General features: G+C 40.0%; 22 protein-coding genes. 13 read left to right on the top strand and 9 right to left on the bottom strand.

Going from position 1 to position 26906, the window contains the following annotated elements:
• Positions 1-80: 80 nt before the first annotated feature.
• Positions 81-3176: a diguanylate cyclase domain-containing protein gene (locus ACE1B6_RS25515; RefSeq protein ID WP_413260097.1), complete on the top strand. Its 3096-nt coding sequence runs from the start codon at positions 81-83 to the stop codon at positions 3174-3176.
• A 3-nt stretch (positions 3177-3179) separates the two neighbouring features.
• On the opposite strand, the gene ACE1B6_RS25510 is transcribed toward ACE1B6_RS25515, so the two are convergent.
• Positions 3180-4643, bottom strand: coding sequence for a methyl-accepting chemotaxis protein (locus tag ACE1B6_RS25510; RefSeq protein ID WP_413260096.1), 1464 nt, complete (start codon positions 4641-4643; stop codon positions 3180-3182).
• Between the two features lie 167 nt (positions 4644-4810).
• On the opposite strand from ACE1B6_RS25510, the gene ACE1B6_RS25505 reads away from it, so the two are divergent.
• Together ACE1B6_RS25505 and ACE1B6_RS25500 are read left to right on the top strand one after the other, a co-directional pair.
• Positions 4811-4993: a hypothetical protein gene (locus ACE1B6_RS25505; RefSeq protein ID WP_413260095.1), complete on the top strand. Its 183-nt coding sequence runs from the start codon at positions 4811-4813 to the stop codon at positions 4991-4993.
• Positions 4983-5150, top strand: coding sequence for a hypothetical protein (locus ACE1B6_RS25500; protein WP_413260094.1), 168 nt, complete (start codon positions 4983-4985; stop codon positions 5148-5150). The genes ACE1B6_RS25505 and ACE1B6_RS25500 overlap by 11 nt, the downstream gene beginning before the upstream one ends.
• A 57-nt stretch (positions 5151-5207) precedes the next feature.
• On the opposite strand, the gene ACE1B6_RS25495 is transcribed toward ACE1B6_RS25500, so the two are convergent.
• Both ACE1B6_RS25495 and smc read right to left on the bottom strand, forming a co-directional pair.
• A complete protein-coding gene (locus ACE1B6_RS25495; protein ID WP_413260093.1) occupies positions 5208-6221 on the bottom strand; it encodes a PRC-barrel domain-containing protein in 1014 nt (337 codons plus the stop codon).
• A gap of 62 nt (positions 6222-6283) precedes the next feature.
• Positions 6284-9973, bottom strand: coding sequence for a chromosome segregation protein SMC (smc, locus tag ACE1B6_RS25490; RefSeq protein ID WP_413260138.1), 3690 nt, complete (start codon positions 9971-9973; stop codon positions 6284-6286).
• Positions 9974-10344: 371 nt separating this feature from the next.
• Between smc and ACE1B6_RS25485 the strand changes: the two genes are divergently transcribed.
• A complete protein-coding gene (locus ACE1B6_RS25485; protein WP_413260092.1) occupies positions 10345-10755 on the top strand; it encodes a CAP domain-containing protein in 411 nt (136 codons plus the stop codon).
• A gap of 112 nt (positions 10756-10867) precedes the next feature.
• Positions 10868-12088: an RNA-guided endonuclease InsQ/TnpB family protein gene (locus ACE1B6_RS25480; RefSeq protein ID WP_413260091.1), complete on the top strand. Its 1221-nt coding sequence runs from the start codon at positions 10868-10870 to the stop codon at positions 12086-12088.
• Between the two features lie 230 nt (positions 12089-12318).
• Here the strand turns inward: ACE1B6_RS25480 and ACE1B6_RS25475 are convergent, their stop codons facing one another.
• Positions 12319-12468, bottom strand: a complete 150-nt coding sequence (locus ACE1B6_RS25475) for a hypothetical protein (protein ID WP_413260090.1) — start codon at positions 12466-12468, stop codon at positions 12319-12321.
• 4 nt (positions 12469-12472) lie between these two features.
• Entirely contained in the window at positions 12473-12562 is a 90-nt protein-coding gene (gene petN / locus ACE1B6_RS25470) for a cytochrome b6-f complex subunit PetN (protein ID WP_073597243.1), read from the bottom strand.
• Positions 12563-12638: 76 nt separating this feature from the next.
• On the opposite strand from petN, the gene ACE1B6_RS25465 reads away from it, so the two are divergent.
• On the top strand, positions 12639-13076 hold the full coding sequence (locus ACE1B6_RS25465) for a hypothetical protein (RefSeq protein ID WP_413260089.1): 438 nt from the start codon (positions 12639-12641) through the stop codon (positions 13074-13076).
• Between the two features lie 303 nt (positions 13077-13379).
• On the opposite strand, the gene ACE1B6_RS25460 is transcribed toward ACE1B6_RS25465, so the two are convergent.
• Positions 13380-15266: a protein phosphatase 2C domain-containing protein gene (locus ACE1B6_RS25460; protein WP_413260088.1), complete on the bottom strand. Its 1887-nt coding sequence runs from the start codon at positions 15264-15266 to the stop codon at positions 13380-13382.
• A gap of 151 nt (positions 15267-15417) precedes the next feature.
• Between ACE1B6_RS25460 and ACE1B6_RS25455 the strand changes: the two genes are divergently transcribed.
• The 3 genes from ACE1B6_RS25455 to ACE1B6_RS25445 all read left to right on the top strand — a co-directional run bounded on the left by ACE1B6_RS25455 (position 15418) and on the right by ACE1B6_RS25445 (position 17757).
• Positions 15418-15984 (top strand): NfeD family protein, encoded by a 567-nt coding sequence (locus ACE1B6_RS25455; RefSeq protein ID WP_413260087.1) that lies wholly within the window; start codon positions 15418-15420, stop codon positions 15982-15984.
• Between the two features lie 36 nt (positions 15985-16020).
• The gene (locus ACE1B6_RS25450; protein WP_413260086.1) at positions 16021-16995 is read left to right on the top strand and encodes an SPFH domain-containing protein; all 975 of its coding nucleotides are present in this window, start codon (positions 16021-16023) and stop codon (positions 16993-16995) included.
• A gap of 123 nt (positions 16996-17118) precedes the next feature.
• Positions 17119-17757 (top strand): Uma2 family endonuclease, encoded by a 639-nt coding sequence (locus tag ACE1B6_RS25445; protein WP_413260085.1) that lies wholly within the window; start codon positions 17119-17121, stop codon positions 17755-17757.
• Here ACE1B6_RS25445 and ACE1B6_RS25440 read toward each other — a convergent pair.
• From ACE1B6_RS25440 to ACE1B6_RS25430, 3 genes are all read right to left on the bottom strand, one after another.
• Positions 17740-19095 (bottom strand): sensor histidine kinase, encoded by a 1356-nt coding sequence (locus ACE1B6_RS25440; RefSeq protein ID WP_413260084.1) that lies wholly within the window; start codon positions 19093-19095, stop codon positions 17740-17742. The two genes, ACE1B6_RS25445 and ACE1B6_RS25440, sit on opposite strands and share 18 nt — an antisense overlap.
• Positions 19096-19323: 228 nt before the next feature.
• Positions 19324-20331, bottom strand: a complete 1008-nt coding sequence (locus ACE1B6_RS25435; protein ID WP_413260083.1) for a diguanylate cyclase — start codon at positions 20329-20331, stop codon at positions 19324-19326.
• A 186-nt stretch (positions 20332-20517) separates the two neighbouring features.
• Positions 20518-20994 carry a hypothetical protein gene (locus ACE1B6_RS25430; protein ID WP_413260082.1) on the bottom strand — a complete coding sequence of 159 codons (477 nt, stop codon included), beginning with the start codon at positions 20992-20994 and terminating at the stop codon, positions 20518-20520.
• A gap of 355 nt (positions 20995-21349) precedes the next feature.
• On the opposite strand from ACE1B6_RS25430, the gene ACE1B6_RS25425 reads away from it, so the two are divergent.
• The 4 genes from ACE1B6_RS25425 (at position 21350) to ACE1B6_RS25410 (ending at position 26885) form a co-directional block, all read left to right on the top strand.
• Positions 21350-22393 (top strand): permease, encoded by a 1044-nt coding sequence (locus tag ACE1B6_RS25425; protein WP_413260081.1) that lies wholly within the window; start codon positions 21350-21352, stop codon positions 22391-22393.
• Positions 22394-22442: 49 nt separating this feature from the next.
• Complete coding sequence (locus ACE1B6_RS25420; protein WP_413260080.1) at positions 22443-23243, top strand: TIGR03943 family putative permease subunit; 801 nt, start codon at positions 22443-22445, stop codon at positions 23241-23243.
• A gap of 102 nt (positions 23244-23345) precedes the next feature.
• Complete coding sequence (locus ACE1B6_RS25415) at positions 23346-24857, top strand: hypothetical protein (protein ID WP_413260079.1); 1512 nt, start codon at positions 23346-23348, stop codon at positions 24855-24857.
• Between the two features lie 306 nt (positions 24858-25163).
• A complete protein-coding gene (locus tag ACE1B6_RS25410; protein WP_413260078.1) occupies positions 25164-26885 on the top strand; it encodes a pentapeptide repeat-containing protein in 1722 nt (573 codons plus the stop codon).
• Positions 26886-26906 lie beyond the last annotated feature (21 nt).

Below are 26906 nucleotides of genomic sequence, written 5' to 3'. Positions count from 1 at the left end.
CTTGCTTAGGGTAGTTGCGATCGCCAAATGGACGACAATTGTTATGAGATTGATTTTGTATTGGAGAAGTTTGATTTGAGATGCGTTATTTTTTACTTCACTGGTCGAATTATCTCTGTAAAACAGTTAGCTTGCGTTTGGTACTAGTAGTACCATTTGTGATCCAAACTGTAGGAGTAGTCAGTTTAGTGGGTTATTTGTCCTTTCAAAGCGGACAAAAGGCAGTGAAAAATTTAGCAAATCAAATGATGGCAGAAGTGGGAGAAAGAATTAGCGATCGCTTAACTCATTATCTGCATACTCCCCATCATGTTGTAGCGGCAAACAACTTAGCAATAAAAGAACAAACTTTAAATCCAAAAGACTTGAAGCAACTACAAAAACAATTATGGCAGCAAATGATTTTAAATCCATCTTTGGCGACTAATTATTTTTGGAGTGAAGGGGGAGAAGCGATCGGTTATGGACGCATTATCACCGAAGAATATCGCCGAAAAGTGGAGAAAATGACTGGAGAAAATTGGCAGATTGGAACACTATTTTTCATGGCAATCAACAAAACTAATTTGAATCAACGCCAGTTTTTTTTGGTTGATAGTCAAGGCAATCCACAAAAATTAGTTTATACCTTGTCTGATAATTTCCGCAAACTTCCCTGGTATACTTACGCAAAAAAAGTGGGAGAACAAACCTGGACACCGATTTTTCTTTATCATGCTGCACCTATTTTGGGAATGCAAGCATCTGCACCTATTTATAGTCCTAAAGAAAAATTTCAGGGAATTTTTACTTCCAGTTTTTCCCTAGCAGATATCAGTAACTTTCTACATCAGTTAAAGTTTTCCCCTACAGGGCAAACATTTATTATTGAACGTTCTGGAGAATTAGTCGCTTCATCAACATTAGAAATTCCTAAGATCAAACGAGATAAAGGACAACAAAGAAGATCGTCAGCACTTAATAGCCAAGATGCTAAAACGCGAGAGGTTGCTCAATATTTAAGAAAGAATTTTGGCAAGTACCATAACTGGAAAGTAGCTCAGAATTTTAGTTTTATTTATAAAAGAGAACGGCAGTTTATCCGAGTATTACCTTATCAGGATAAGTATGGTTTGGATTGGTTAGTAATAATTATTATCCCAGAATCAGATTTTATGACAGAAATTAACGCTAATACTCGGAACACAGTTCTCTTGAGTGTTGGCGCATTGGGAATAGCGATCGCACTAGGAATATTTACTGCTAACGAAATTACTAAAAGAATTTCTCAAATTAACCAAGCCAGTCAAGCAATGGCATCAGGTAATTTAAGCCAGCATTTAGCAACAGAAAGCCAGATCAAAGAATTGGGCGAACTGGCACAATCTTTTAATTTAATGGCAGAACAATTACGAGATTCATTTGAACAAATTAAAAATGCTTTCTTAGATTCTAAAGAAAAATTTACCACGATTTTTCGCACTAGCCCCGATCCGATCGCGATTCTCACTCTTGACAAAGGAAGTATTCTGGAAATCAACAAACGGTTCGTTGATTTATTCGGTTATTCCCGTGAAGAATGTATTGGTCATACCGTTTTAGAATTAGGACTGTGGACTAATTTAGCCGATCGAGAAAAGTTTAGAGAAATCCTCAAAAACAACCGAAATATTTACAATTTAGAAGTTGGTGCTACCCTGAAATCAAAAGAAAAGAAAACTGTCCTGCTCTCAGCTGAAATCTGCAATTTAGAAGGACAGGATTGCATAATTGTAGTGATTAAAGATATTAGCGATCGCAAAGAAGTAGAAGCAGCATTACGAGAGAGTAAAGCACAGCTAGAATTATTCTTTTCTCAATCTCTTGACGGCTTCTTTTTCATGATGCTAGATCGACCCGTACAATGGGATGAAACTGTTGATAAAGAACAAGTATTAGACTATGTATTTGCTCATCAAAGAGTTACCAAAATAAATAATGCCATGCTAGAGCAATATGGCGCTAGTCGAGAAGAATTTATCGGTTTAACACCTAATGGCTTTTTTGCTCATAATATTTCTCAAGGTAGAGAGATATGGCGGAAATTGTTTGATGCAGGTCAGTTACATATAGAAACAGATGAACGTCGATTTGACGGTTTGCAAATGTGGATTGAAGGTTACTATATTTGTTTATATGATGAGCAAGGAAAGATTACCGGACATTTTGGTGTTCAGCGAGATGTTAGCGATCGCAAACAAGCAGAAGCAGCATTACGAGAAAGCGAACAACGTTTTCGCAACTTATTTGATAACTCACCTGTCGCCTACCAATCTTTAAATGAACAAGGACAAATCATCGATGTTAATTCAGAACTGTGTGAACTTTTAGGTTATACCCGTGAAGAATTAATTGGTCAATCCTTCGGTAATCTTTGGTCAAGACAAACACAAGATTTATTCCCAAAACGGTTTGATTGCTTTAAATGTAACGCTACGATTCATTCCGAACTACAATTAGTGCGAAAGGATCGATCGCGAATTACTGTATTACTAGAAGGTCGTGTTCAGTCAGATAATCATGGTCAATTCCTCAAGACACATTGCATCCTTTACAACATTACTGAACGTAAGCAAATGGAAAAAGCATTGCGTTTAACTAAAGCAAAACTACAACAAGCAAATCGAAAATTAGAAAAACTAGTTAATATTGATTCTCTTACCAAAATTGCTAACCGTCGTCGCTTTGATGATTACTTAATCAAGGAATGGCAAAGAGCATTAAGAGAACAAAAGTTTTTATCTTTCATCCTGTTTGATGTGGATTATTTTAAACGTTATAACGATCGCTACGGACATCAAGAAGGAGATGAATGTTTAATTAAAATTGCTCAAACTGTTCAAAAACTATTATATCGTCCATCGGATTTAGTTGCTCGTTATGGTGGCGAGGAATTTGGCATCATTTTACCAAATACTAACCTAGAAGGAGCCACATTAGTTGCAGAACGAATTGGTAATGCAATTCGAGCTTTATCAATTCCCCATTCTGATTCAGAAGTGAGCGATCGAGTTACCATTAGTTTAGGCATTGCCAGTATAATTCCCTTAGCTCAAATGTATCCAGAAATGTTAGTAGAACAAGCAGATCAAGCACTTTATATTGCCAAACATCAGGGACGCGATCGCTTTGCTACTACCTTGATATCACTCGAATAAATATTAAACTACCGCCTTTAAATTTTGTGCCGCTTCATTTAATTGATGAGTACTAACTTTAGTTTGACTAATACCACTAGCGTTATCTCTAGCTGCTGTATTTAGCGTATTCATCGCCGTGACTACCTGTTGCACAGCCATAGCTTGTTGGTTAGCATTAATAGAGATTTGTTTTACACTAGCTGCAACATCATTAATTGCTTTTGTTACTTGATTAAAAACTTCTGCGGTTTGTTCAGTAATTTGAGTTCCTTGAAAAGTCGCTTTTGTACTTTCTTCTGTCACCATAATTGTGGAATTAAGTGCCGACTGAATAGCATTTACCAAGTGATTAATTTTCTCAGCTGATTTTTTACTTTGATCGGCAAGTTTGCGAATTTCCGACGCAACTACACCAAAACCTTTACCATGTTCTCCTGCTCTCACTGCTTCCACTGCTGCATTTAATGCCAACATATTAGTTTGATTTGCTAAGTCTGCAACTAATCCAGAAATACTACCAATTTGACTAGTTTGCTCATTTAAAAGAGAGATTTGTTCAGCTAAAATATTCACCCGATTAGTTAACATTAACATATTGTCTAAAGTACGATTTACTGCTTCGTTACCTTCACCAGTCAAGGACAAAACTTGTTGAGCGCCACTAGCCGCAGTTTCAGCTTGTTGAGCAGATTGTTGAGCAGATACACTCAACTGATCCATCGTAGTTGTAGTTTCATTAACCGAACTAGATTGCTGAATAGCAGTGCGTTCTTGTTGTTCCACTGTCACCGCAATTTCCCTAGAAGAAGTAGCAATATTGTTGGCAATTTCATTTACCTGTTTAGTAATTCGAGAAGCCAACCAAGAACCAATTACTACAGCCATAAGAATAGCAGCAATTGTCCCAAATATGGCGGTTAGGATTAGCGATCGCATTGCCTCTGTCGCCTCTTGATCTCTCCCCGCCTGTAGCTTATCTTCTGTAGTATTTACATTCCTAAATACCTCCGAAGCTTGCTCGACTAAAGGCAATATTGGCCCTTCGGAAAATAACTTAATCGCATCTTCAGAATTACCAGCCTTAACTAATCTAGCCATATCTAAGTTAGCTTGATAAATTTTTTTACCGAGAACTTTTAATTCTTCTAGTCTTTTTGCTTGCTCGGAAGTAGAAAATTGTACTGCTGTTTCTAAAGAACTAATGTACTGATTATATTCCGTAACACTTGTTTCATATTGATCCAAAAATCGTTGTTCACCTGTTAAGATATAAGCCCGAATCATTGACTGTCGTTTATATAAAGTTAAAGCTAAGCGATCGGTGTCTTGCACAAGCGACCAACCTCGCTCGCTTGCTGTTCCTTGTTGTTCTACTTTTTGAGCATTAAAGATTACTGCTGAAGTTGCTCCAAGTGTTAGCAATAAGGGAACTCCATACCCCAAAATAATTCTGCCTCTAAGCTTGAGATTGTTAAAATTAAACATTGATAATCGCTCCAAAACAGGGAAAAACACTAGTTTTATTAATCCCATGAGATCTTCTAAATTTACACATCTGGCGCAAATCGATAAAAAACTTTAAATTTGGCTTTTATTGAACCGCGTGTGCGTAGCGAGTAAGACGCGAAGAGCGCAAAGGAAGAGGGGAGAGAATGGCGATCGCAGCAGCATTAAACTTACTAGAAGAACAAAGTATAAATTACAAGCAGAGTTTAAAAGAAACTCGCGAAAAAGTAGAAATTGGACTGAAAGAACTAGAACTAGGTGAAAAATTCCCTCTTGAAGTAGCGTTTGAAAGATTAGAGCAAAAACTTACCAAATTATATGAAACATAACAATAAAGCTTTAACATCTGCGTTCAAAAAACAGACTTTTGCACCCCACCAAAAACCTACCCGCACATCTGTGTTCATCTGTGTTCATCTGTGGACATCTGTGGTTAAAAAAATCATTGGCGATGGTGCGTTACGCACCCTACAAAAATTACAATAAATTAAAAGCGGCGACTCCTTAAAGAAGCCACCGCTTTACCACCAACAACCCAAAACTTTAGTAGCGTTCTTCCTCTTCGTACTCCGGTGCTTTCTTCTTCTCAGGAATATTCACCTTGGGAGCTTTGTAAGGTTTAGGTGATTCATCATCCGCCCAAACGTCCTCGGTATCATAATCTTCGTCGTACTGATCTTCGTACTTCCGACTATCGTAACGTGGGAGTTCCGGTTCCGGGTAAGCTGCTTTTTGGGCGTAACTCCGTTGTGGTGGTTCGCTCCAATTTGCTTCTTCTAACTCTTCCTCGTATACTGGTTCTGCTTGCGCCATTTTGCGTAAAGGTTGCGGACGCTCAGCTTCCCAATTATCATCATCCCATTCTTGTTCTACAACAGGTCTGGTGGCGCGAACTGGTTGGGGGTTAGCTGCACGCAAAGGTTCGCCTTTTGGTAATTGATTTTCTGGTCTAATCGCTACAGGAGCAGCAAACTCGTCTTCTTCTCGTTCCCAAGGCGCTCTACCAATACCTAAGCGTTCCATTACGCCCACGGTTAATTGTACCAGTCTTTCTTCCGAACCTTCAAAGACGATTAACCGATTTGGGCCACTGCTGACAATTTCTTGAATCGGTAACTCATAAGTACTAATTGTCTCAAAACCTGCAACCCGATCGGGAATTTGTGGTAAACCTACCGAAGCAATAACTAAAGAAGTCAGTTTACCGTCTTCAATATCAAACTTAAACCCTCTTACCCTTCCCAAAGGTTCGCCTGTTTCTGTAATTACTTCGCAGTTGACTAGATTACTATATGCTTCTACATCTACATCATCTTCTAAGACGCTATCATCATCTACCAAAATAACGTCGCCTATTTGACGGATGCGTTCTAAAAGCATATTTCTGGGTACGCCGCCGATCCCAAGTATATTATCTCGTAAACTGAGCGCGACTATTTCTCGGCGATCGATATCTACCCAAAGCTGACTTACTACTCCCAGGCGCTTACCCGTGTCGCGAGTAATAACCTGTGTACCCAATATTTCTGAGCGGAGGCGGATCTGATCAGATGTCATTAACTTATCCCGAAACAAGAATGAAAAATCCTTTTATATTACCAATCTTAATGAAATAAAGTTTAGTTAGGTTTAGCCGCAGTTTGCAACTTAATTCCCAACACTTGTGTGTATGCTCCCCTTGCTTGAGTCACTCCAATTACTCTCTCTGCTGCTTTAATCATAGGGCCTTTATGACTAACCACGATAAACTGTGCGCGATCGGCCTGTTGTCTAATCATTCTAGCTAATCGTTCCACGTTTGCTCCATCTAAAAACATATCGACTTCATCAAATGAGTAAAATGGCGAGGGGCGATAGCGTTGTAAGGCGAAAATAAAGCTCAAGGCGGTTAAAGATTTTTCTCCTCCTGACATGGAAGCTAGTCGTTGCACTGGTTTTCCTTTTGGATGAGCAACTAAGTTCAGTCCCCCAGCAAAAGGATCTTCCGGGTTATCTAAAGTTAAGCTACCATCTCCTTCGGAAAGTTCAGCAAAAATTGTCTGAAAGTTCTCATTTACTGCATCGAATGCTTCTTTAAAAGCGCGAAATCTCAAGGTGGTAAAGTTTTCAATTCGCAGTAACAACTCGGTGCGTTCTGCTTCTAAAGTTGTGAGTTTTTCGGTTAGTTCATCTAAACGCGCTTGGGTGCGATCGTATTCTTCCAAAGCTAACATATTCACGGGTTCCATCGCTTGCAACCGCTTTTGAATCGCCCGGATTTCTTTCTGCAATTCTTCCAAATTAGTGTTTTCTGGTACAGTGGGTAAAGGTTCGGGTAATTCGGTTTCTTGGGTTTGTCTTTGCGTTTCCACGTTTGTTAATTCTTCCCGACGTGCAGCTTGAGTTTCTTGCAGTTTTTGCAATTCCCATTCAGTTTGTTGTTGGGATTTTTGCAGTTGACGCAATTTATTTTCCCTAGCATCTCTCGTCTTTTTCTCTTCTCCTAACTTCGCCTCTGCTTGCACCATCGCCGCTTGCGTTTCGCCAATCTTCGCATTAAGTTCTAAGTCTTGATTCGACACAGTATTTAACTGTTCTTGTTGCTGATTTCTCTGGGTTTCGTATTCCGTCACCCGTCGCTGAGATTCACCAATTCTTGATTGGAGAAGTTGACTTTGATTCTCTAAATCTTTTAACCTTTGTTCGTCGTTTCGCAGATTTTGCTCGCGTTGATTTAGTTCTGCTTCTTGAACTTTAATCGTTGCTTGCATTTGTTGCCATTCGCTGTGAATTTGCGACTGTTCCAACTCAGCTAAAGTTTGTCTTAGTTGGGCTAAGTTTGCTTCGTTGGCAGGTAATTCAGTTTCGAGAATTTGCAAGCGAGATTTGGCACTTGATAATTCTAAGGTATTTTTAGCAATTTGGGAGTTCAATTGCGATCGCTGTTCGTTCAACCCATTAATTTCTCTCTTCAATTGCTCAAAATGTAACTCTTGTTCCCGTCTTTCCTGTCTCGCTTCCGTTAACTCTTGAGTTAGCTGTTTCACTGAAAGCGAAAGTTTTCCAATACTCTCTTCGCATCTCTCCAAAACCAACTCAATATCATGCAATCTATTCTTCAAACTTACTACTTCTACCGATTCAGTAGAATGACCTGTACCAAAGTGCAACCCAGAACTATGACTCACACTTCCACCAGTCATCGCCCCACTAGCTTCTAACAATTCTCCTTCTAAAGTTACGATGCGATACTGACCTAAAAACTGTCTCGCATCGCTCAAAGTTTTAAATACAATAGTGCTCCCAAAAACGTAAGCAAAAATATCTCGATATCGTGGTTCGCATTCTATCAGATTAATTGCATAATCAATGAATCCGTTAGCATATCTTAAACTTACCACTGGGGTAAGTTTTGGCGCATAAATTTTGTTCAAAGGTAAGAAGGTAACTCTTCCCGCCTTCTTCTGTTTTAATAATTCAATTCCCGCCGCCGCAATTCCATCATCTTCGACCACTAAATGTCCCAAACGCGCACCCGCCGCAGTTTCCAGCGCCAATTGATATTCAGGAAAAGCTCTTCCCAACTGAGCAACTAAACCACAAATTCCCGGCATTCCAGACTGTAAAATTAACTTAGTCGCGTAAGTTCCTTGTGCTTCTTGTTGCGCTTGTTGTTGCGCTTCTAATTTATCGAGTTGGCGTTGCTTTTCTCGCTGTTCTTGAGATAGACGTTTTTGCGTATCTTGTTGCAGTTTTAACTCTTGTTCCGCGTAAGATAATCTTTCCGCTAACTGCTGCACTCTTTCGCCAGAATCTTGTAATTGATTTTCAAAATCCACCTCGCGAGATTGTTTACTTTCTAACTGAGGTGCAAGAGATTCTAAAAGTTGCGTTTGTTCTTCAATTAACCTTTCTAAGTTAGTTGAACGTTCCCTTAATTGTGCTTGTTCTGTGCGTTGAGGGTCGATGATTTCTAATAAACTTTCAACTTGGCGATTTAGGGAAGTTTGTTGTTGTACCCAAGCTTCTGAAGAAGATGCGATCGCACTTGCACTTTCCCGACTCTGATTCACCGCCAACTGTGCAGCATCCCGCAGCGCCACCAATCCCACCAACTCATTTCTCACAAATTCCTGTTCCTGAGAAATTCGCCCTAAACTTTGCTGATGTTGCTCAATTTCCTGGCGAGTTTCCCTCAACCGTTTTTCCGTTTCATTAAAACTCGTCGTTAACTCCGTTTGGCGTAATTGTAACTGACGTTTCTCCGCTTCTTGAGTTGCCAAAACCGCTTGTAATGCCAAAAGTTCCTCTTCACCCAGAGCCTTAACTTTAGCATTCAACTCTTCTAATTCTGCGCTAACTTGCCGAATTTGTTGATTGAGACTTTCCAATTGTTCAGTTAATTGGATAGAATTGCGATCGCCTAATGCAATTTGTTCCCTTAACTGCCATTCTTGTTTTCTGAGAGTTTGCCAAACTAAAACAACCTCCCACTTCTCCTTTTCCTGTAATTCGCCGCGGAGTTTCTGATACTTTTCCGCCTTAATTCTATCTTGAGAAAGGCGATCGCGCTGCGAAATCAACTCCCTTTCCACAATCCGACAACTATCTTCCCTTTCCTTAACCGATTCTAAAGTCTCCTTCGCCTGAGAAATCTTCCGGTCAAAAGCAGCAACACCCGCCAACTCATCAATAATTTCCCGACGTTCCTTAGCATTCATCGAAATAATGCTAGTCACATCCCCCTGCAACACCACATTGTAACCTTCCGGGTAAACCCGCAACCGATTCAACTGCTCGTGCAACTCCGTCAGCGTACAAGACTCCCCATTAATAAAGTAAGTCGAGCTATAACTCCCCTGCTTCGTCACCCGCAACTTTCGCGTCACACTCCATTCTTTCGGGGACTGGGGACTAGGGACTGGGGACTGGGAATTTTCTCCATCTCCATTTAATTCAACAGTATCAGCAGTAGACTCGCTCCCCTGCTCCTCTGCCCCTCTGCCCCTCTGCTCCTCTGCCCCTCTGCTCCCCTGCTCCTCAGCAGCAAAAAACCCAGGCTCATCAGACAAATCAAAAGTCACGGTAACGCTAGCTTCAGCAGTACCGCGATTAGTTTGGTGATTGTGGTTAATCAAATCAGGTAAGCGTTCCGCACGCATCCCCTTAGAACTAGCAAGACCAAGACAAAACAGCAGCGCGTCCAAAATATTCGACTTTCCCGAACCATTTGGCCCAGAAATAACCGTAAACCCCGGCAGCAGAGGGACTTGGGAAGTGCCGCCGAAGGACTTGAAGTGAGATAATTCCACGCGCTTTATATGAACCATTATGCGCTGGGCGAACCGAGATAAAAATACAACTGTATCAGCCAGTGTAGCGATTCTCAACAGGTTAGCATAGTTACCCTTGCGAAAGTCAATCTTGCTTGCCAAATAAATTCTGCTAATTTTCCTGTTTACTTCCACTTTCCTTGCTCTTTTGCTTGAATAAAGTACGTACAAGTTCGTAACAAAGAAAAAGTTTTTTCGCTTTAATACTGATATTTCGATTTTTCCTGGGAATGATAAATGTAGCCAGGATTCGTCATTTTACCAATTAATCAAAGCATGGCAGAGAAAAACCCAGAACCATACTGGTATCAATATTTATTTCGCTTTGTGTACATTTTCTACTTTTTGAAACTTAAGGAAAAACTACCATGACAGTTAATATTTACTCAAACCTTCCGGGAGACGGTTTGGAATCTGAAGAAACCAAGCTCTACAATCTAGTCAACGAATATCGCGCCCAAAATGGACTAGCGCCCATAGCAGCATCCAAAGCCCTGAGTACCGTTGCTAATCGCCATGTCCAAGATTTAGCAGAAAACATCGGGACTTTAACTCACTCTTGGAGTGATGCACCTTACGACCCTAACAACCCCAGTACTTACTCAGCAATGTGGGCAGCACCCCAAAGGTTAAATACCGGGTACTTTGGTAATGGTTACGAAAATGCCTTTGGCGGTACAGGTAGTTATATCGCCACAGCCACAGATGCGCTACAAGGTTGGAAAAACAGCCCCGCCCACAATGCTGTTATCTCAATGGAGCAAGAAGACTCCCGTTAAACTGCGTTGTAACGGGAGATGAATTGTGACCAACCAACTCAAATTGAGCGTAGCAAATCGACGTTTTTGTAGGATTGTACTACTATAAAGTTGGTGATTAGGTCGATTAACCATGATAGTCTACGAGTTCAAGCTAAAAGGAAAACTAAGGCAATATCAAGCAATTGATGACGCTATTCGCACCTCTCAATTTATCCGTAACAAGTGCTTAAGATACTGGATAGATAATAAAGGCGTGGGTGGCTACGATCTAAATAAATATACCGCTAGATTAGCCAAGGAATTTTCCTTTACAGCAGAACTCAACTCGACAGCTAGACAGGCATCAGCAGAAAGGTGTTGGGCTGGCATATCTCGCTTCTTTGATAATTGCAAAAAGAAGACTCCCGGAAAGAAAGGCTTTCCTAAGTTCAAAAAGAATCAACGTTCCGTTGAATATAAGAAATCAGGATGGAAGCTTTCTGATGACAAGAAAACCATCACCTTTACCGACAAGAAAGGAATGGGTACTTTCAAGTTAATCGGAACTTACGATTTGCACTTTTACCAAATAGAGCAAATTCAAAGAGTTAGATTAATCAAGAGAGCCGATGGATACTATTGCCAGTTCTGCATTAATGTTGATGTTAAGCAAACATTGGAGCCAACGGGTAGGAATATCGGATTAGATGTAGGATTGAATCATTTCTGCACCGATAGCGAAGGAAATAAAGTAGATAATCCACGCTACCTGAGAAAGTCAGAGAAAAGGTTAAAACGGTTACAGCGTCGAGTTTCCAAAAAGGTTAAGGGTTCAAATAACAGGAAAAGAGCGATTAACCGACTAGGTAGACAGCATTTAAAGGTATCAAGGCAGCGTAAAGACTTTGCGGTGAAGACGGCAAGGTGCGTAGTGATGTCTAGCGACATCGTAGCTTTTGAAGACCTAAAAGTGAAAAACATGGTGAGAAACCGTCACCTAGCCAAGTCGATCAATGATGCAGCTTGGTCACAATTTAGGGAATGGATACAATATTTCGCCCTTAAGTTTGGCAAAGTTGCTGTCGCAGTACCACCCCACCACACTTCGCAGAATTGTTCAAAATGTGGCGCAACAGTGAAAAAATCCCTGTCTGTTCGCACTCATGCTTGTAAGTGTGGAGTGATTTTAGACAGAGACGAAAACGCCGCGATTAATATCCTAATCAAGGCTCTGCAAATACTTGGTTACGTATCAAATACGCTAGGGCATAGCGAAATTAACGCTTGTGGAGAGACGACCCTCTACTTGAACTTGGAAACAACGCTCAAGCAAGGTCACTCGTTGAAGCAAGAATCTCCCGCCACAGCGTAGCTTGGCGGTGAGAGTGTCAATCAAGGTACTGGAACTGATGCTGCGAATACGCTAATTTCCAGCAATGGAAAACTTTTAGCTGTGTTACAGGGAGTTGATGCTAACACTCTTACTGAAGCAGATGTCTTGACTTTGTAAGGGAGAAGTTTAGGAGGCAGAAGGCAAGAAGGCAGGAGAAAAGGTAAAATTTTTCCCTTATCCCCTTGTTTTCTCTGCCTCTCTGCCTAGACTCAGCGACGACGAGAACGTTGATCTCGCTCTTGTCGTCTGCGATCGCGCCAATCTGCTAACGTTAAGTAAACAACGCCACCAGTGACAGTGAGTAACAGTACTAAAGCTGCTACGGCGAGAACATTGTAAATAGGTATTATTGTTTCCACTGTTTTAGAAACCGTTACGCGCCCAAACTACCATTGAAATCGAATAGGTAAAGAGAACTAACAAAGCAACCCAACCTAAAGAGAGGATATCCATAAGCTTTATTTACAACCAATCAGATCGAAAACGACTCCAAAGATTATCATACTTCGTTAGTGCTGGGATCTTAACTTTGGACGACTTAAACGCGGAACGGATAGAATCTCTGAAGGCTGGTATTTGTGGCGCTTTGTCGCTGTCGCTGGCATTTAGCGTCATGACGCTGTTGCATTGGTTTCTGACACAGCAGTTTCCCGCTGTTGCTATTTGGCAAACTTCAACTTTGATTAATCTGTTATTTAGTGGAGGAGTTGCTTTTTTTAGTGGTTTCCTCTTCGGTATCACTTACCGCTACATTATCCGCCAAGATGAAAATTCTCATCTCCAAGAAGGCGCGGTGTTATCTTTTGGGCTAGTCAGAGGTTTAGCTCAGGTGGATATCGGGTTAAAGTGGGAAAGTACCCTTTGGTCTTTGGGTATTCTCTGTATTGAAAGTCTTTTGCTCTTCGCTTTCGCTCGCTTTGCTCTCGATTTAGCAATTTACTGTCAGTGGGTAAAACCTGCAAGTTGACATCTCCCCTGGCTAGAAGCACAGGGGATTCTAAAAGGATGTTGCTACGTGGTCTGAAGACGCACTACGCAACGCCTTTTTACGATATGATTTGGATAACTTTGTAAACAAATCAATTCGTTGCGGCAGTGCCAAACTGCCTCTACCCACCTCGGCTGGGCTAATTCCACTGGATTGTCAGGTAGGGGAAAATCTTCTGGTAGTTTGGGCCAGGAAATTGATAATTGAGAGGCCGGAATTTGAGTAATCATAATCTAAAGTGAGAATTGGATTCGCACGATTTTAGATTCACAAATATCCTATTTAATCGTTAGGATTTACTTGTGTTTCTTGTGCTGGTGGGGTATTTTGGGGAATTAGCGATCGCCAAACTCCAAAACCAATTAAACCAAACACTACTAACACTCCTAAAGTTACCAACACTGTTAACCAACCACCCCGCCTTACAGTTTCCACATCAACAGTTTCGCCTGCTTCTGGTTGAGTAGCTTCTGAGTACAATAATGCTTTAGAAGCTTCGGTAAATTCCGATTCTAGAGGATAACTAGCGGTTGGTGTTTGTGCTTCTGATTCTGCTTCTACTTCTACTTTTCTTGGTTCAAATAGTACGGGTGGTTCGGGAGAAAGTAAACAGCGGGTGAGTACTACTGAAGTATTATCATGTCCATTTTTTTCATTAGCTAGGTTAATCCAAGATTGCACCGCATCTTCTAAACTAATCTTATTTTTTAGGACAGGTTTAGCAAATTCCTGCCAAGATTCTTCTACGGTATTTTTATCGCTCAGACCATCAGAACATAATAATAACATTCCCTCTTCTTCTAAGATGAATCGTTGAACTGTCGGACGCAAAATTTGCGCTTCTCTTGTTCCTAATGCTTGTGTTAAAGCACCGCCATCAACTCGCCGCAATGCTTCCCGGTAGAAACTTCGCCCTAAACGAACTTCCCTAGTTGCGACATCATCATCTATTGTTATTTGTTGACAATAATCAGCGGTTATCCAGTAAATTCGACTATCTCCAACACTGGCAATAAAAAGTTCGTGGGCATTTTCTAAAATAGTTCCATCTGGTTTATTAATCTTTTGTGGTATTTGCAATCCCATGACTAATGTTGTTCCCATTCTTTGACGCATTTCTCGCCCTTGGGAATCATTTTGTTTGGCAATTAAGTCATTGACAACCCGAATAATTGCGGTGATTTGTTCGCAGATAACATTTGGCGGGACAATTTCTGTTTGTTGAGCGATTTCAACTAATAATGCTCTCACTTGCAATTTTAGGGTTTGTAATGCCATTAAACTGGCAACTTCTCCGCCTTCATGTCCGCCAATTCCATCACAAACTAAGGTGAAGTTAGGAATTAACAAATCGTTAGGTGATTCGGTTTGTAAGAGAAAATCGGATTCAGTGGGATAGCAAGAATCTTCGTTGCTAGAACGCATTGGCCCTTGGTCTGTAGCGCCAGCTACTTGTAACCGGAGGGGAAGTTCGGCGGCTTTTTCTAACAATAACTGATTTAATTCTAAGGAAATTTCATCTAGCGTTTTTCGCCGATCGCCAATCTGTTGCCAAATTTGTTCTAAGCGGTCTAAAACTGAAGGATGCGATCCGGCGATCCATTCTAACCAGCAATCACAGAAGGCGGTTAAACTTGGTTCGGGATATGTGGAATTTGTGCGATCGATTTCTGGAGAATCACTAAACAGTTGCAACAGCCAAACTCGCCAACCTTGGACTCGAATATTTTCGGGAACTAGTAAACTTGATGCTACTCCTAATTCCGATAGCGGTGTCCACAATTGAAGAATTTGCCACAGCCAATAAACTTGTCTGACTGCTTTCGTATGATGCCATTGCTCTATGATAGCGGGGTAGAGATTGCCTTCAGAGTCGATCGGCACGTTTTCCAGCAAAATTACTTCTGCGTTGTCCGGTTCCTCGCCTAAAACAGCTATACCATAAACTTCTGGAATATGAAGCCGCTGGGGAAATAAGCGGAGGTAGGGAATGGTTTCTTCTGGTAATTCTTGAGGGACATAGGGTGGTACTTCTGGTTGCGTATCTAGCCAAATTTGCGGTGCAATTACTTGATATCTATCTTGTATTCGCACTCCTGGGGAAATTTGGGCTGAAGCAGGGTCAGATGCCCAAAGGTAGCGATTCATCGACGGTGCGGAACTGCTCATAGAGCTTCATTAATAAAATAGATTTAGTTATTAAATCAGAGTGTGTCTCAAAGAGTTACGTTTTCTTACAGAAAAGTAATAACTGAAGTGTTGCGATCAACAAATCTTTCGATTAATTTCCATTTTATCTGACTCTGAGAATAAATACTTCATGTTAACTATAGAAGTACTGGTAATGAATATCAATATGCTATTGGATGATTTATTAATGAGTTTAGTTGCCGCTAGCAACTACTCGCTACCAAGTACCGAGTTGGATTCGCTGATGGGATTAATGGCAACAGCAGCATTATCCTTTACCATCAGTCCTACCTTAGTTTGGCTATTGTTTGGCACAGCACTATGTTTGGTAGAATTCATTTTACCCACCGCTTACACTGCGGTGATTATGGGCGTAGCTGCGATGATCGTTGCCTTAGTTGCTCCCGTGATGCCGTCGCCTTTATTGCAGGTAATAGTTTGGTTGCTACTTTCCGGGGGGTTATTTTTGCTGTTCCGTCGTTTGACACCTAAACGGAAAAGCCCAGCAATTAGGGATGCGGTAGAAGCACAAACAATCAGCGAAATTTTGCCAGGACAAACGGGAAGAGTTTTATACGAAGGGAATTCTTGGCGGGCGCGTTGTAGTGATGAAACAAAAGCGATCGCACCTAATGAAAAAGTTTACGTGATCGGCAGGGAAGGCACCACTTTAATTGTCTTACCTGATAACTTGTAAATCAACCAATTCCCAGATAACAAAGAGGATAAAAAAATGGAAGGATTTTTGGCGGCAATCATAGCTTTAGTTTTAGGTGGTTCAGCTGTCTCTAGTGCAGTTAAAGTAATTAATCAAGGTAATGAAGCCTTGGTAGAAACTTGGGGCGAATATAAGGGAAGAAAACTCCAACCTGGTTTAAATGTCATTGTTCCCGTGGTCGATCGCATTGTTTATAAAGAAACCATTCGGGAAAAAGTTTTAGACATTCCTCCGCAACAATGTATTACCCGTGATAACGTATCAATAACTGCGGATGCGGTAGTTTATTGGCGGATTTTAGATTTGGAGAAAGCTTACTACAAAGTAGAAAATCTTCACTCAGCAATGGTCAATTTAGTGCTGACTCAAATTCGCTCGGAAATGGGCAAACTAGAATTAGATGAAACCTTTACCGCCCGTTCTCAAATTAATGAAATCCTCTTGCGAGATTTAGATGAAGCTACCGATCCTTGGGGCGTAAAAGTAACAAGGGTAGAACTGCGAGATATCGTTCCCTCTAAAGCAGTCCAAGATTCAATGGAATTACAAATGTCCGCGGAACGGAGAAAACGGGCGGCAATTCTCACATCGGAAGGGGAAAGAGAAGCTGCAATTAACTCTGCTAGAGGTAAGGCAGAAGCCCAAGTTTTAGATGCAGAAGCACGGCAAAAAGCGGTGATTTTAGATGCAGAGGCTCAACAAAAAACCATTGTTTTAAAAGCCCAAGCTGAACGCCAGCAACAAGTTCTAAAAGCCCAAGCTACAGCGGAAGCTTTGCAAATAATTAGTAAGATTTTGCAAGGCGATCCTCATGCTAAAGAAGCTTTGCAATATTTAGTTGCTCAAAATTATTTGGAAATGGGAACAAAAATTGGTAGCAGCGATAGCAGCAAGGTAATGTTTATGGACCCGCGTAGTATTCCCGCTTCTTTAGAGGGAATGAAAGCCATTGTCGGGGATAGTAATAATGGGGAATTAAAGCAAAATTAAAAATCAAAGACCAGGATTTATGGATTTAAGCGATCGTCAGTATTAATAAATAAATCTGGTAAATCTGTAAGTCCTAGTCAAATTTTCCTAGTCATCGGTATCCAACAAGAAGGTGAATTTTAAATGTTTGCTGTTGTGACACCAGAGAAAATTTATTTACCTCCAGGTGCAATTTTACGATTACCTGGGAGTTGGGAAGATTATCAGAAATTGGTTGAGTTATTGGGCGATCGATCTATTCCCCGCATTAAATATCGACCCGGAGAAATTCTGTTAATGTCACCTTTACCTATTCACGGACGTGAAGCGAATATAATCGCAGATGTAGTTAAAGTTTTGCTAGATCGTTTAGAAAGAGATTACGAGGCATTTACTCCGATTACAATGGATTTGCCGAAAATTAGGGGAATTGAGCCAGATTACTGTTTTTATATTGATAATTGGGCAGCTGTTGTTGGGAAGAATCGCATTAATTGGGGTGTCGATCCATCCCCTGATTTAGTAATAGAAATAGATGTTACTACTTACACTGATGTAAATGATTATTTACCCTACAAAGTACCGGAAGTTTGGATATATAAAAGGAAAGGTTTGGTAATTTATAACTATCAGGAAGAAGGCTACGAAGTTGTAGATAATAGCCGCTATTTTCCCACAATGAATGTATCGGAAATTTTGGTAGAGTGTTTTCGGGTGGCTGGCGATCGCAATACTAGCACAGCTATTCGCGAGTTACGGCGAAAATTAGCAGGCGGTAAATAATGGCAGCATAATCTCGAATTCGGTATTTATATTGGCAGAAAAGTCTTCTAATTTGTTACTTTGCGATCGCACATTCAACTTACCTTGATGATTTTCGGTCACAATTTGATGACTAATAGCTAATCCTAACCCAGTTCCTTTACCTACTGGTTTGGTAGTAAAAAAAGTTTCAAAAATTCGCCCCTGAATTTCCCCAGGAATACCAGGGCCATTATCTCCAATTCTAACCTTTGCCCATTTTTTACCCTCAGCTTCTACAATTTCTGTACTGACTCTAATCTGTGCTTTCCATGTTTTAGGTGCGACTAACACCTTTTCCATTAACGCATCAACAGCATTACCAATAATATTGACAAATACTTGACTCAACTGCCCAGAATAACAACTAACTGGTGGTAATTTACCGTAATCTTTGACCAATTCAATACTGTACTTAATTCGATTATGTAAAATCAGTAACGTGCTTTCTAAGCATTCATGTATATCTATTGGTTTCTGCTGTCCGTCGCCAATATGAGAAAAATTCCGCAAACTATTAACTATTTTTACTAACCTTTCTGTACCCAATCGCATACTACTAACAATTTGCTGCATATCATCTTTTAAAAAGTCGATTTCTATCTCTTCTCTTAAATTATTTACTGTTTCAGGTACATAATTTACTTCCGTTTCGTAAGCAGCAATTAAATCAATTAAATCTTGACTGTAATTAGCTAAATATTCTAAATTTCCGGCAATAAAATTAACCGGATTTAAAATTTCATGAGCTATTCCCGCTACCATCTGCCCCAAACTTGCCATTTTCTCTGTTTGCAACATTTGTGACTTAGTTTGTTCATTAATTACTTTAGTTGCTAGTTCATGAATTTGTGACTGAGCTACAAGCAATTGATGAATGTCTAACAAACGATAAACTTGCGGCTCAATTTCTACCACAATTGGTTCGTCAACTAATTCTGGGGGACGCTGCAAACATTTCTTCGCTGATTCAACGATTAGCATATTGCTAGGAAAAACTAAAGTATCTGTAAGGGCTAATGAATATAAAGATTTAATTGGTCTTTTCATAAATATCTCTAGCCCGTAAGGTCGGCTGATACATTCTAAAAATCTGCGTCGAGAAATCATCCCCAAAAGCTGACCTTTTTCTAACACAATAAATCCCGGTAACAACGGATTTGCTTCTAACGCTTTTGCTACTTCTTTTCCTAGTTGGCTACTTTCAATAGTTAAATCATAAAGCAATAGTTCTTGGAGAGTAGAATTTAAAGACAATTCTGCCATTGCTGCTGGTGACAAATATGGTTTGTTGTTGGCTAAATGTTGTAATGTAAACATGAGGAAATCTGCTAATTATGGATAGGGAAAATTTTAATAATATCCTGTATCCAATTTAGCACCATAATCTAACAAAAAGAAAATATACTTCTTAATTTTTTATATAATATTATTTTAAATTAAAGACAAACTTTTCTTAACCAATTATTAAAGGAATTATATATTATTCGTGTAAAAATATGTATTTAAATTTTCAGGAAAGCTCATCTATTATTGATGTGATTTCTGTTATTCTAATTCCGCGTGTAGAATATAGCGATCGCGCCCAGAAGACTTAGCCTTATAAAGTGCTGCATCCGCTAAAGCAATTAAATCAGATGGTTTCATTTCTAAATTAGGAATTACACTAGCTACACCTAAACTAATCGTTACGTAAGGAGAAACTGCCGATTTTTTATGAACAATTTTTAAATTTCTGACACTGTTCATTATTTGTTCTGCCAAATAAATTGCTCCATCGGCAGAAGTTGTAGGTAAAATTACTGCAAATTCTTCTCCACCATATCTTGCTACTAAATCAGTAGCACGTTGTACATTACTTTTAATCGCTTTGGCTACCTCTTGTAAACAGAAATCACCTGCTATATGTCCATAATTATCATTGTAAAATTTAAAGTAATCCACATCTATCAAAATTAGCGACAACCAATCTATCTGCCGTCGCATTTGTTGCCATTGCTGATATAAATACTCGTCAAATTGTCTGCGATTAGCCAAATTAGTTAAACTATCAACAGTTGCAAGTTTCTGTAATTTATGATTCGCTGTTTCTAGTTTGTAGTAAAGTTCCTGAATTAATAAATTCGCTAATTCATGGATATCTGATTGTGCTACCAGTAATTGATATACATCTAACAATCGATATTCTCTGGGTTTTAACTCTACCACAACTGGTTCATAAACTAATTCTGGCGATCGCCACAAACATTGCTTTGCAGCTATGACAATGCGTGTATCGCTAGAGAAAACTAAAGGTTCATTCTTAGATAACATACATAAATTACTAATGGGTCGGCGAGAAAATAATTCTAAACCATAAGGACGACTCATTCGTTCTAAAAATTCGCGACGAGAAATCATTTTCCATAATAATTTTTGTTGCGTAATGATAACTCCGGGTAATAAATGATTATCTGCAAAAACTTTATATACTGTATGACTTAAAGTGCTACTTTCGATTGTAAAATCATACAGAAATAAGTCTTGTAAAGTTGATTCTAAACTTAAAGCTTGCATCTCAGATCCTAAAAGATTACTTGATTAGTAAAAAAGGCTAAATTACTAGCTCTGTTGTTACTTTACCATTCGTTCTGAGGACGCAATCGCCAGAATTTTTGCGGAGAAACTAATACTTAAGTCATTGATTAACTAACAAGATTAATCACGTAAGCAGAAGCACCCTTTTAATGAACCAACACCCGTTTAAGCCATCCCCAAAAAGCAGAAATGTGACAAAGTAAACGGAGTACAAGAATGTAACTCTATTCTTGTAATGCCTCTTTGTTCTGATTGTAACCAAGTGGGGTGGAGTTTGCTCTCTGTAGCAGGTGATACAATAGGCGGAAAATCAGCTGGTTTACTGGTGCGATCGAGTAAAGTGCCGTTAATATCGTAAGTTGTGAGCACGATCGAACCACTACCACAAACTAAGGCGCGAACGGAAGTAACGGGATATTTAAAATTAGTTGCGATCAGCATTTTATGTCCCTGTGGCATCAGTACCACATCACCAGATTGGGGAAAAAACTCTGGGTTAGATGGTTTTAAAGCGATCGCCCCATGAAATTCTATCCCTAAGTCCTTATACTGTCCGATTACAGGCTCAAATAACTTTAATCGATCGAATCGGAGTTCAATCAGCCCGGAAGACCTAGAATTCAGTTCAGCTAATTGCGACATAATTATCCTGGATGTAACAATTTTTTCAGATAACTACACAAACTAAGGTAATAATTTACCGTGATTACCGTCAATGCACTTTTGTGACACCAATCACCTTGAAAAATACTATCTACCTTATGGCAGATAAATAGATCCCTCTTATGGGTGAAGAGTAACACTACTATGACCAACCAAAACCAGAAAACCGTCATGCCCATTTCCAGCTTAGAAACGCCCTTAACCAGTGCTGAGCAACTACTGTTCCCAACTATATGGCATTGTTAGCAGATATACCGTTTTGAGAACAAGGCGGGATTAGTTAAAATATCTTGACAATCTCCACTGGTAAACAACGCCCTCTACCAGGAACCAAATGAATCAATTGCACAATGGTTTTACCCTATTTCTCAGCTTGCTAGTAGAAGCCTTACCATTCCTGCTATTAGGAGTGTTGTTCTCTGGTTTGCTACTGCTATTTGTGGACGAACGCAAATTAGCAAATGCTTTACCTCGTAACGCCCTCCTGGGTGCTTTCGTTGGTAGTTTAATCGGTTTCCTGTTTCCAGTTTGTGAGTGTGGTAACGTCCCCGTAGCCAGAAGGCTGATTACTCAAGGAGTACCGACACCAGTAGCGATCGGCTTCCTTCTGGCAGCACCAACCGTTAACCCGATCGTAATTTGGGCAACTTGGACAGCTTTCCGCGATCAACCAGAAATAGTCGTCCTGCGCGTCATTTTTTCCCTGACGATCGCCACCATTATCGGCTGGGTATTTAGCGCCCAAGCAGACTTAAGACCCCTATTGCAAACATCTGTCGCCAACTCCATGCCTACCCCAACCACAAAACGCCGCAGTTCTTGGTTTCAGATGTACCAAGAAGAAGAACCAGCCCCAGCTTTATTGCAGTCAGGAAGTTTTTTACTTTCCGGTTCCGGTCAAGCTATTCGCATGGATGCCGCTTCTTTCCCGATGAATGCTGCTGTCGGTACTGGCAAATCTTTTAGATCTCTGAAATATCGGCTAGGTTTGTTTTTAGATAACAGCATCCAAGAATTACGCGAACTTGGGGCAATTTTAATTATAGGAAGTGCGATCGCCGCTGCCATTCAAGTCACAGCCCCCCGCGAACTGATCCTCAGCTTAGGACAAGGGCCAATTACATCGATCGTTGCCATGATGGTATTAGCCGCAGTCGTCTCGATCTGCTCCACAGTAGATGCTTTTTTCGCTCTTTCCTTTGCCTCAGTATTTACCCCCGCTTCTCTACTCGCATTTTTAGTTTTCGGCCCCATGATTGACTTAAAAGCTATAGGCTTAATGCTGACAATCTTTAAATCAAGAGCCGTAATTTATATCTTCGCTTTAGCCGCACAATTTACCTTTTTGTTTACCTTGATTTATCAAATGATTTACTAAAAACTCACGCTCACTAATCCTGTCCCACTCACACTTGACCTGTTCTCCGATGACTTTCACATTCAAGAAAAAACTGAAAATCAATCAATCCCTGATTCCCTGGCTAGATGTAATCGCTATTATTGCTTGGGGCATCTTACTATTAAGATATTGGCTTACAGATACCCTTGGCTTACTCATTCACCCTGATTACTTTTGGTTAGTAATTTTTGGTGGTTTTGGGTTATTGACGATCGGTAGTTGGAAAGCGTGGCTCATGCTTAAGCCCTATCTGAAAAAAAGACCCAACTCGCGGAAAAATTTTGTTACCCCACCCTCAGAACAGCATATTACTCTATTTGCTCCTGGTCTAAGCAGCATTATTTTAATTACAGCTGCTATCTTAGGCTTTGTAATTACTCCCCGCATATTCACTAGTCAAATCGCTTTAGAACGAGGAGTTACTGAAACTTTGTTAATGACTCGCGCTCAACCTAGAGAATTTAAAACCGCCAAACGTCCCGAAGAACGTACTTTAATCGATTGGGTGAGAACTTTAAATGTTTATCCAGAACCAGATGCTTATACCGGACAAAAAGTAAAAGTAGAAGGATTTGTGATTCATCCTCCTCAACTACCAGATAATTATTTCCTAATATCTCGGTTTATAATAACCTGTTGTGCCGCAGATGCCTATCCCGTGGGAATACCAGTTAAAGTTACCTCTTCTCGTAGCAATTTTTCTCCCGACATCTGGTTAAATGTTCAAGGTGAAATGATTACAGAAACTTTGTCAGGTAAACGTCAGTTAGTCATTAATGCTAACTCCCTAACTCCAATTCCCGAACCGAAAAATCCTTACGATTACTAGCCTATTAGACGATAAAATTAATTAACCTTCTTAACCTGCGAGCTTCTGCCTTTTACCTTTTAACTTCTGCCTTCTGGCATTGTCCTCCATCACCAATTACCAATGATCCATCGAACGATCAATCGCAAATCTATTCAATCTCTCGATCGCATCGCTATTACACTGATTGCGGGATTGACTATAGTAATTGCCATTCTCCTCTTTCAAGGCGATCACTCAGTACCTCGCGTGCGAAGTTTCACCTGGCAAGATAAACAAATTGGTGTAGAACATGACCGTTTTGTGATTACTTTTACTCGTCCAATGGATCGGACCAGTGTGGAAACAAACTTGCAAATTAATCCACCTTTACCAGGAAAATTTAGTTGGGCAGGACGCAGATTAGTTTACACTTTAATTTCTCCGGCTCCCTATGGGACAGAGTATCAACTAAGTTTACAAAAAGCAACTGATAAATATACCAGTTCCCAAAAGTCTGGGGCAATTTTGCAACCTTTTAATGCCAAGTTCCGCACTCGCGATCGCGCCTTCGCCTACATTGGCGTAGAAGGAGAAAATTCGGGACAATTAATGTTAGTTAATCTTAGTTCTCCCGAACCAAAACCAATTGTTTTAACTCCCCCAGATTTAGTAGTATCAGAATTTAAACCTTATCCTCAAGGCGATCGAATTTTATTTCTCGCCAACGATCGCAATTCTCAACGTCAAGGAACTCTCCAACAAAAACTTTATCAAGTAACAACTGGTATTCATACTAATCCACCAGATGAACAGTCTGTTTCTCAAGAACCAGCAGGTAAACTAAAGTTAGTTTTAGATAATAAAGATTATCAAATTCTCAAATTCGATCTATCTCCTGACGGCGAAACTATTGTTACCCAAAGGGTAAGTCGGCGCAATCCCGGCGATTTTGGGATTTGGACTTTACAACCTAATTCATCACCAAAACCTTTAGAAGGACAACCGGGAGGTGATTTCTTAATTACTCCAGATAGCCAAGCTTTAGCTATGACTCAAGGACAGGGATTAGCGATCGTTCCTTTAACAGGTTCTCAAGATCAACCATTAGATTTTCTGCCCAAATATGGCTCAATTTTAGCTTTTTCTAGAGATGGTTTAGCCGCTGCTACAGTAAAGTTTAATCAGGATTTTACGCGATCGCTATTTCTCGTCAATACTCAAGGAACCGAAAAAGAATTACAACGCATTACTGGTTCAATAGTCGATGCTGAATTTGACCCCACAGGCGAAATACTCTATTGTTTGATTACCAAACTTGTCACTAGCGAACAATATCAAGAACAACCATATATTGTCGCCATTAACCTGAAAACCGGAGAAACGAAAAAGCTTTTAGAATTTTCTCCCAATCAGCGACAAGTACAAATTGATTTGTCACCCGACGGAATCGCCCTATTATTCGATCAACCATTAATTACACCACAACCTGCTGCTGGAGTCTCTGATGCAGTGCGAACAGATGACAATGCAGCAATCATTACTAGCCGTTTATGGTTACTACCAATCTCTTCAATTAAGACCACTGAAGCATCCATCACTCCCCAACCAGAAGAACTCCCCATCGCCGGAGTTCGCCCTGTCTGGCTCCCCTGAACTCAAAAAGGTACGTTGGCGCTTCAGGTAACTGCTCCTAGATTTCTCCCTAAAATTGAAAATTGGCATCCCAATATTGAATTTCCCACAACCGTTAGCTTAACGGGGATTGCTTGTGGAAAAGTTTGAGTAAGTTTTTCGGAGCGGGTAATACCCTACATCAAAAAAACCAAAGAATACGGGTAGACTAAAGTTGACCTCCGGTATCAGAAAAGTTTTTGGTTTTGTCTCTTGAGTTTTCCGTGAGAATTCCCCTCTGGAAGCTAAATAAACAAGACTGAAAACTATTCTTTTTCAAGGGAAACAATGGAAATACAGGAATTTCTCAATCGCTATAAACAGGGAGAACGCGATTTTACTGATGTCGATTTAAGTGGAGCTATTCTTACAGGTATCAACTTACAAGACATCAACCTGACAGGGGCTAATTTGACAGGTGCTAATCTCAGTTGGTCATTTTTTAATCGCGCTCAATTAGCTAATGCTTGTCTTCGTCAAGCAGACCTCCGCCATGTTACTTTTACCAATGCTAATCTTAGTCAAGCAATTTTAAGCGGTGTAAAGCTAACTAAAGCAGATTTACGTTTTGCTAATTTGTCAAATTCCGATTTAAATTGGGCAGTATTAGAACAAGCAGATCTCACAAGTGCAAATCTCCAAGACGCGAAATTAGATCAAAGCAATTTGGAACAAGCAAAATTAGTTCAGACTCAATTAATGCGAGCGGAATTAATGGAAGCAAATTTGCGGCGATCGCAATTAATTAATGCTAACTTAAATGCCGCCAATTTGCGCGAAGCTCATTTAGAATTAGCCGACTTAAGAGATGCAAGTTTAATTGGAACTAATTTAACCGAAGCTAACTTAAATGGCGTTTGTTTGCGGAATGCAGATTTAAGCGAAGCCGATTTACATCGGGTAATTCTCACTGGTGCAGATTTGAGTGATGCTTGTTTGAATAGTGCGGATTTAAGTCGGGCAAATTTAGCTGGTTCTTATCTATTAAAAACCAGTTTCAGAAAAGCTTATTTATTAAGAGCAAATCTAGAAGATGTGTTAATGTTACGAGCAGATTTAAGTGAAGCAAATCTTCGCGGATCTAACTTAAAAAGAGCCGATCTTAGCGGCGCTTATTTGACTGATACAACTTTAACTGAAACTGATTTAACAGACGCTTTGTTATTAGAAAGTAGTTTGATTCGGGTAAATTTGGATCGATCGCAAATGACAGGCTGTTGTATTTATAATTGGCAATTAGAAGATGTAGACCTTTCTCAAATTGATTGTGAATATGTTTTTACTCAATTTAATTATTCAACTAAAAGCCCAACCGATCGCTATCCCATCGGGCGTAACTTAACCCCTGGAGAATTAGCACAGCAATATCGGGAAGAAAATTCTTACATTAAAATTAACTTCAAAGAACTACCGAATTGGGAAGCATTAATTTTTGCGATCGCCAAAATGGAACAAGATTTTCCCAATTTAAAACTGACAATTAAATCCTTTGAATCAGTTGCAGGTACTTATTTATTAAAGTTAACTTGTAATCGCCCCGTCAACAGCAAAAATTTGCGATCGCGTTTAGCAGAAATTTACAACGATATGCTTCAGCAACTCCAAGTTAAACGCTCAAAAATCCTCAGTTTACTGAATATAATTCAAGTCAAAATAGAACAACCTATACCCGCAGAAATCCCTGTAACACCAACACCAAAACCAGCCCCACTCAATGAAGAAAGCCTTAACTTATATCGGGAAGTAGTTCAGCAAATAGAAGTAATTATCATGTCCCAACCACCAGAAAAATTAATTGAAAGTATTCAAAGACTACTAAATTTTCTCAACGTTAAAGGCATTTCCACCGAAGCAATTCAAAAGCAAGTTATTAGTCAAGCGATCGTGCGTCGCGCCAAACAAGAGTCAACCTTTCAAAAACAACTCCTACAATGGGAAAAAACTGCTGCACCAGCAACTCGACTCTCTCCCGTTGGTGCAGCAATTAAATCAGCGATCGCTATTCTTTAACAAAAATCCCAACATTGGGTG

Source organism: Floridaenema fluviatile BLCC-F154, assembly GCF_041929135.1.
Classification (GTDB): domain Bacteria; phylum Cyanobacteriota; class Cyanobacteriia; order Cyanobacteriales; family Aerosakkonemataceae; genus Floridanema; species Floridanema fluviatile.
The sequence above is the reverse complement of the archived record's forward strand: the minus strand, read 5'-3'. Positions and strand labels throughout refer to the sequence as shown.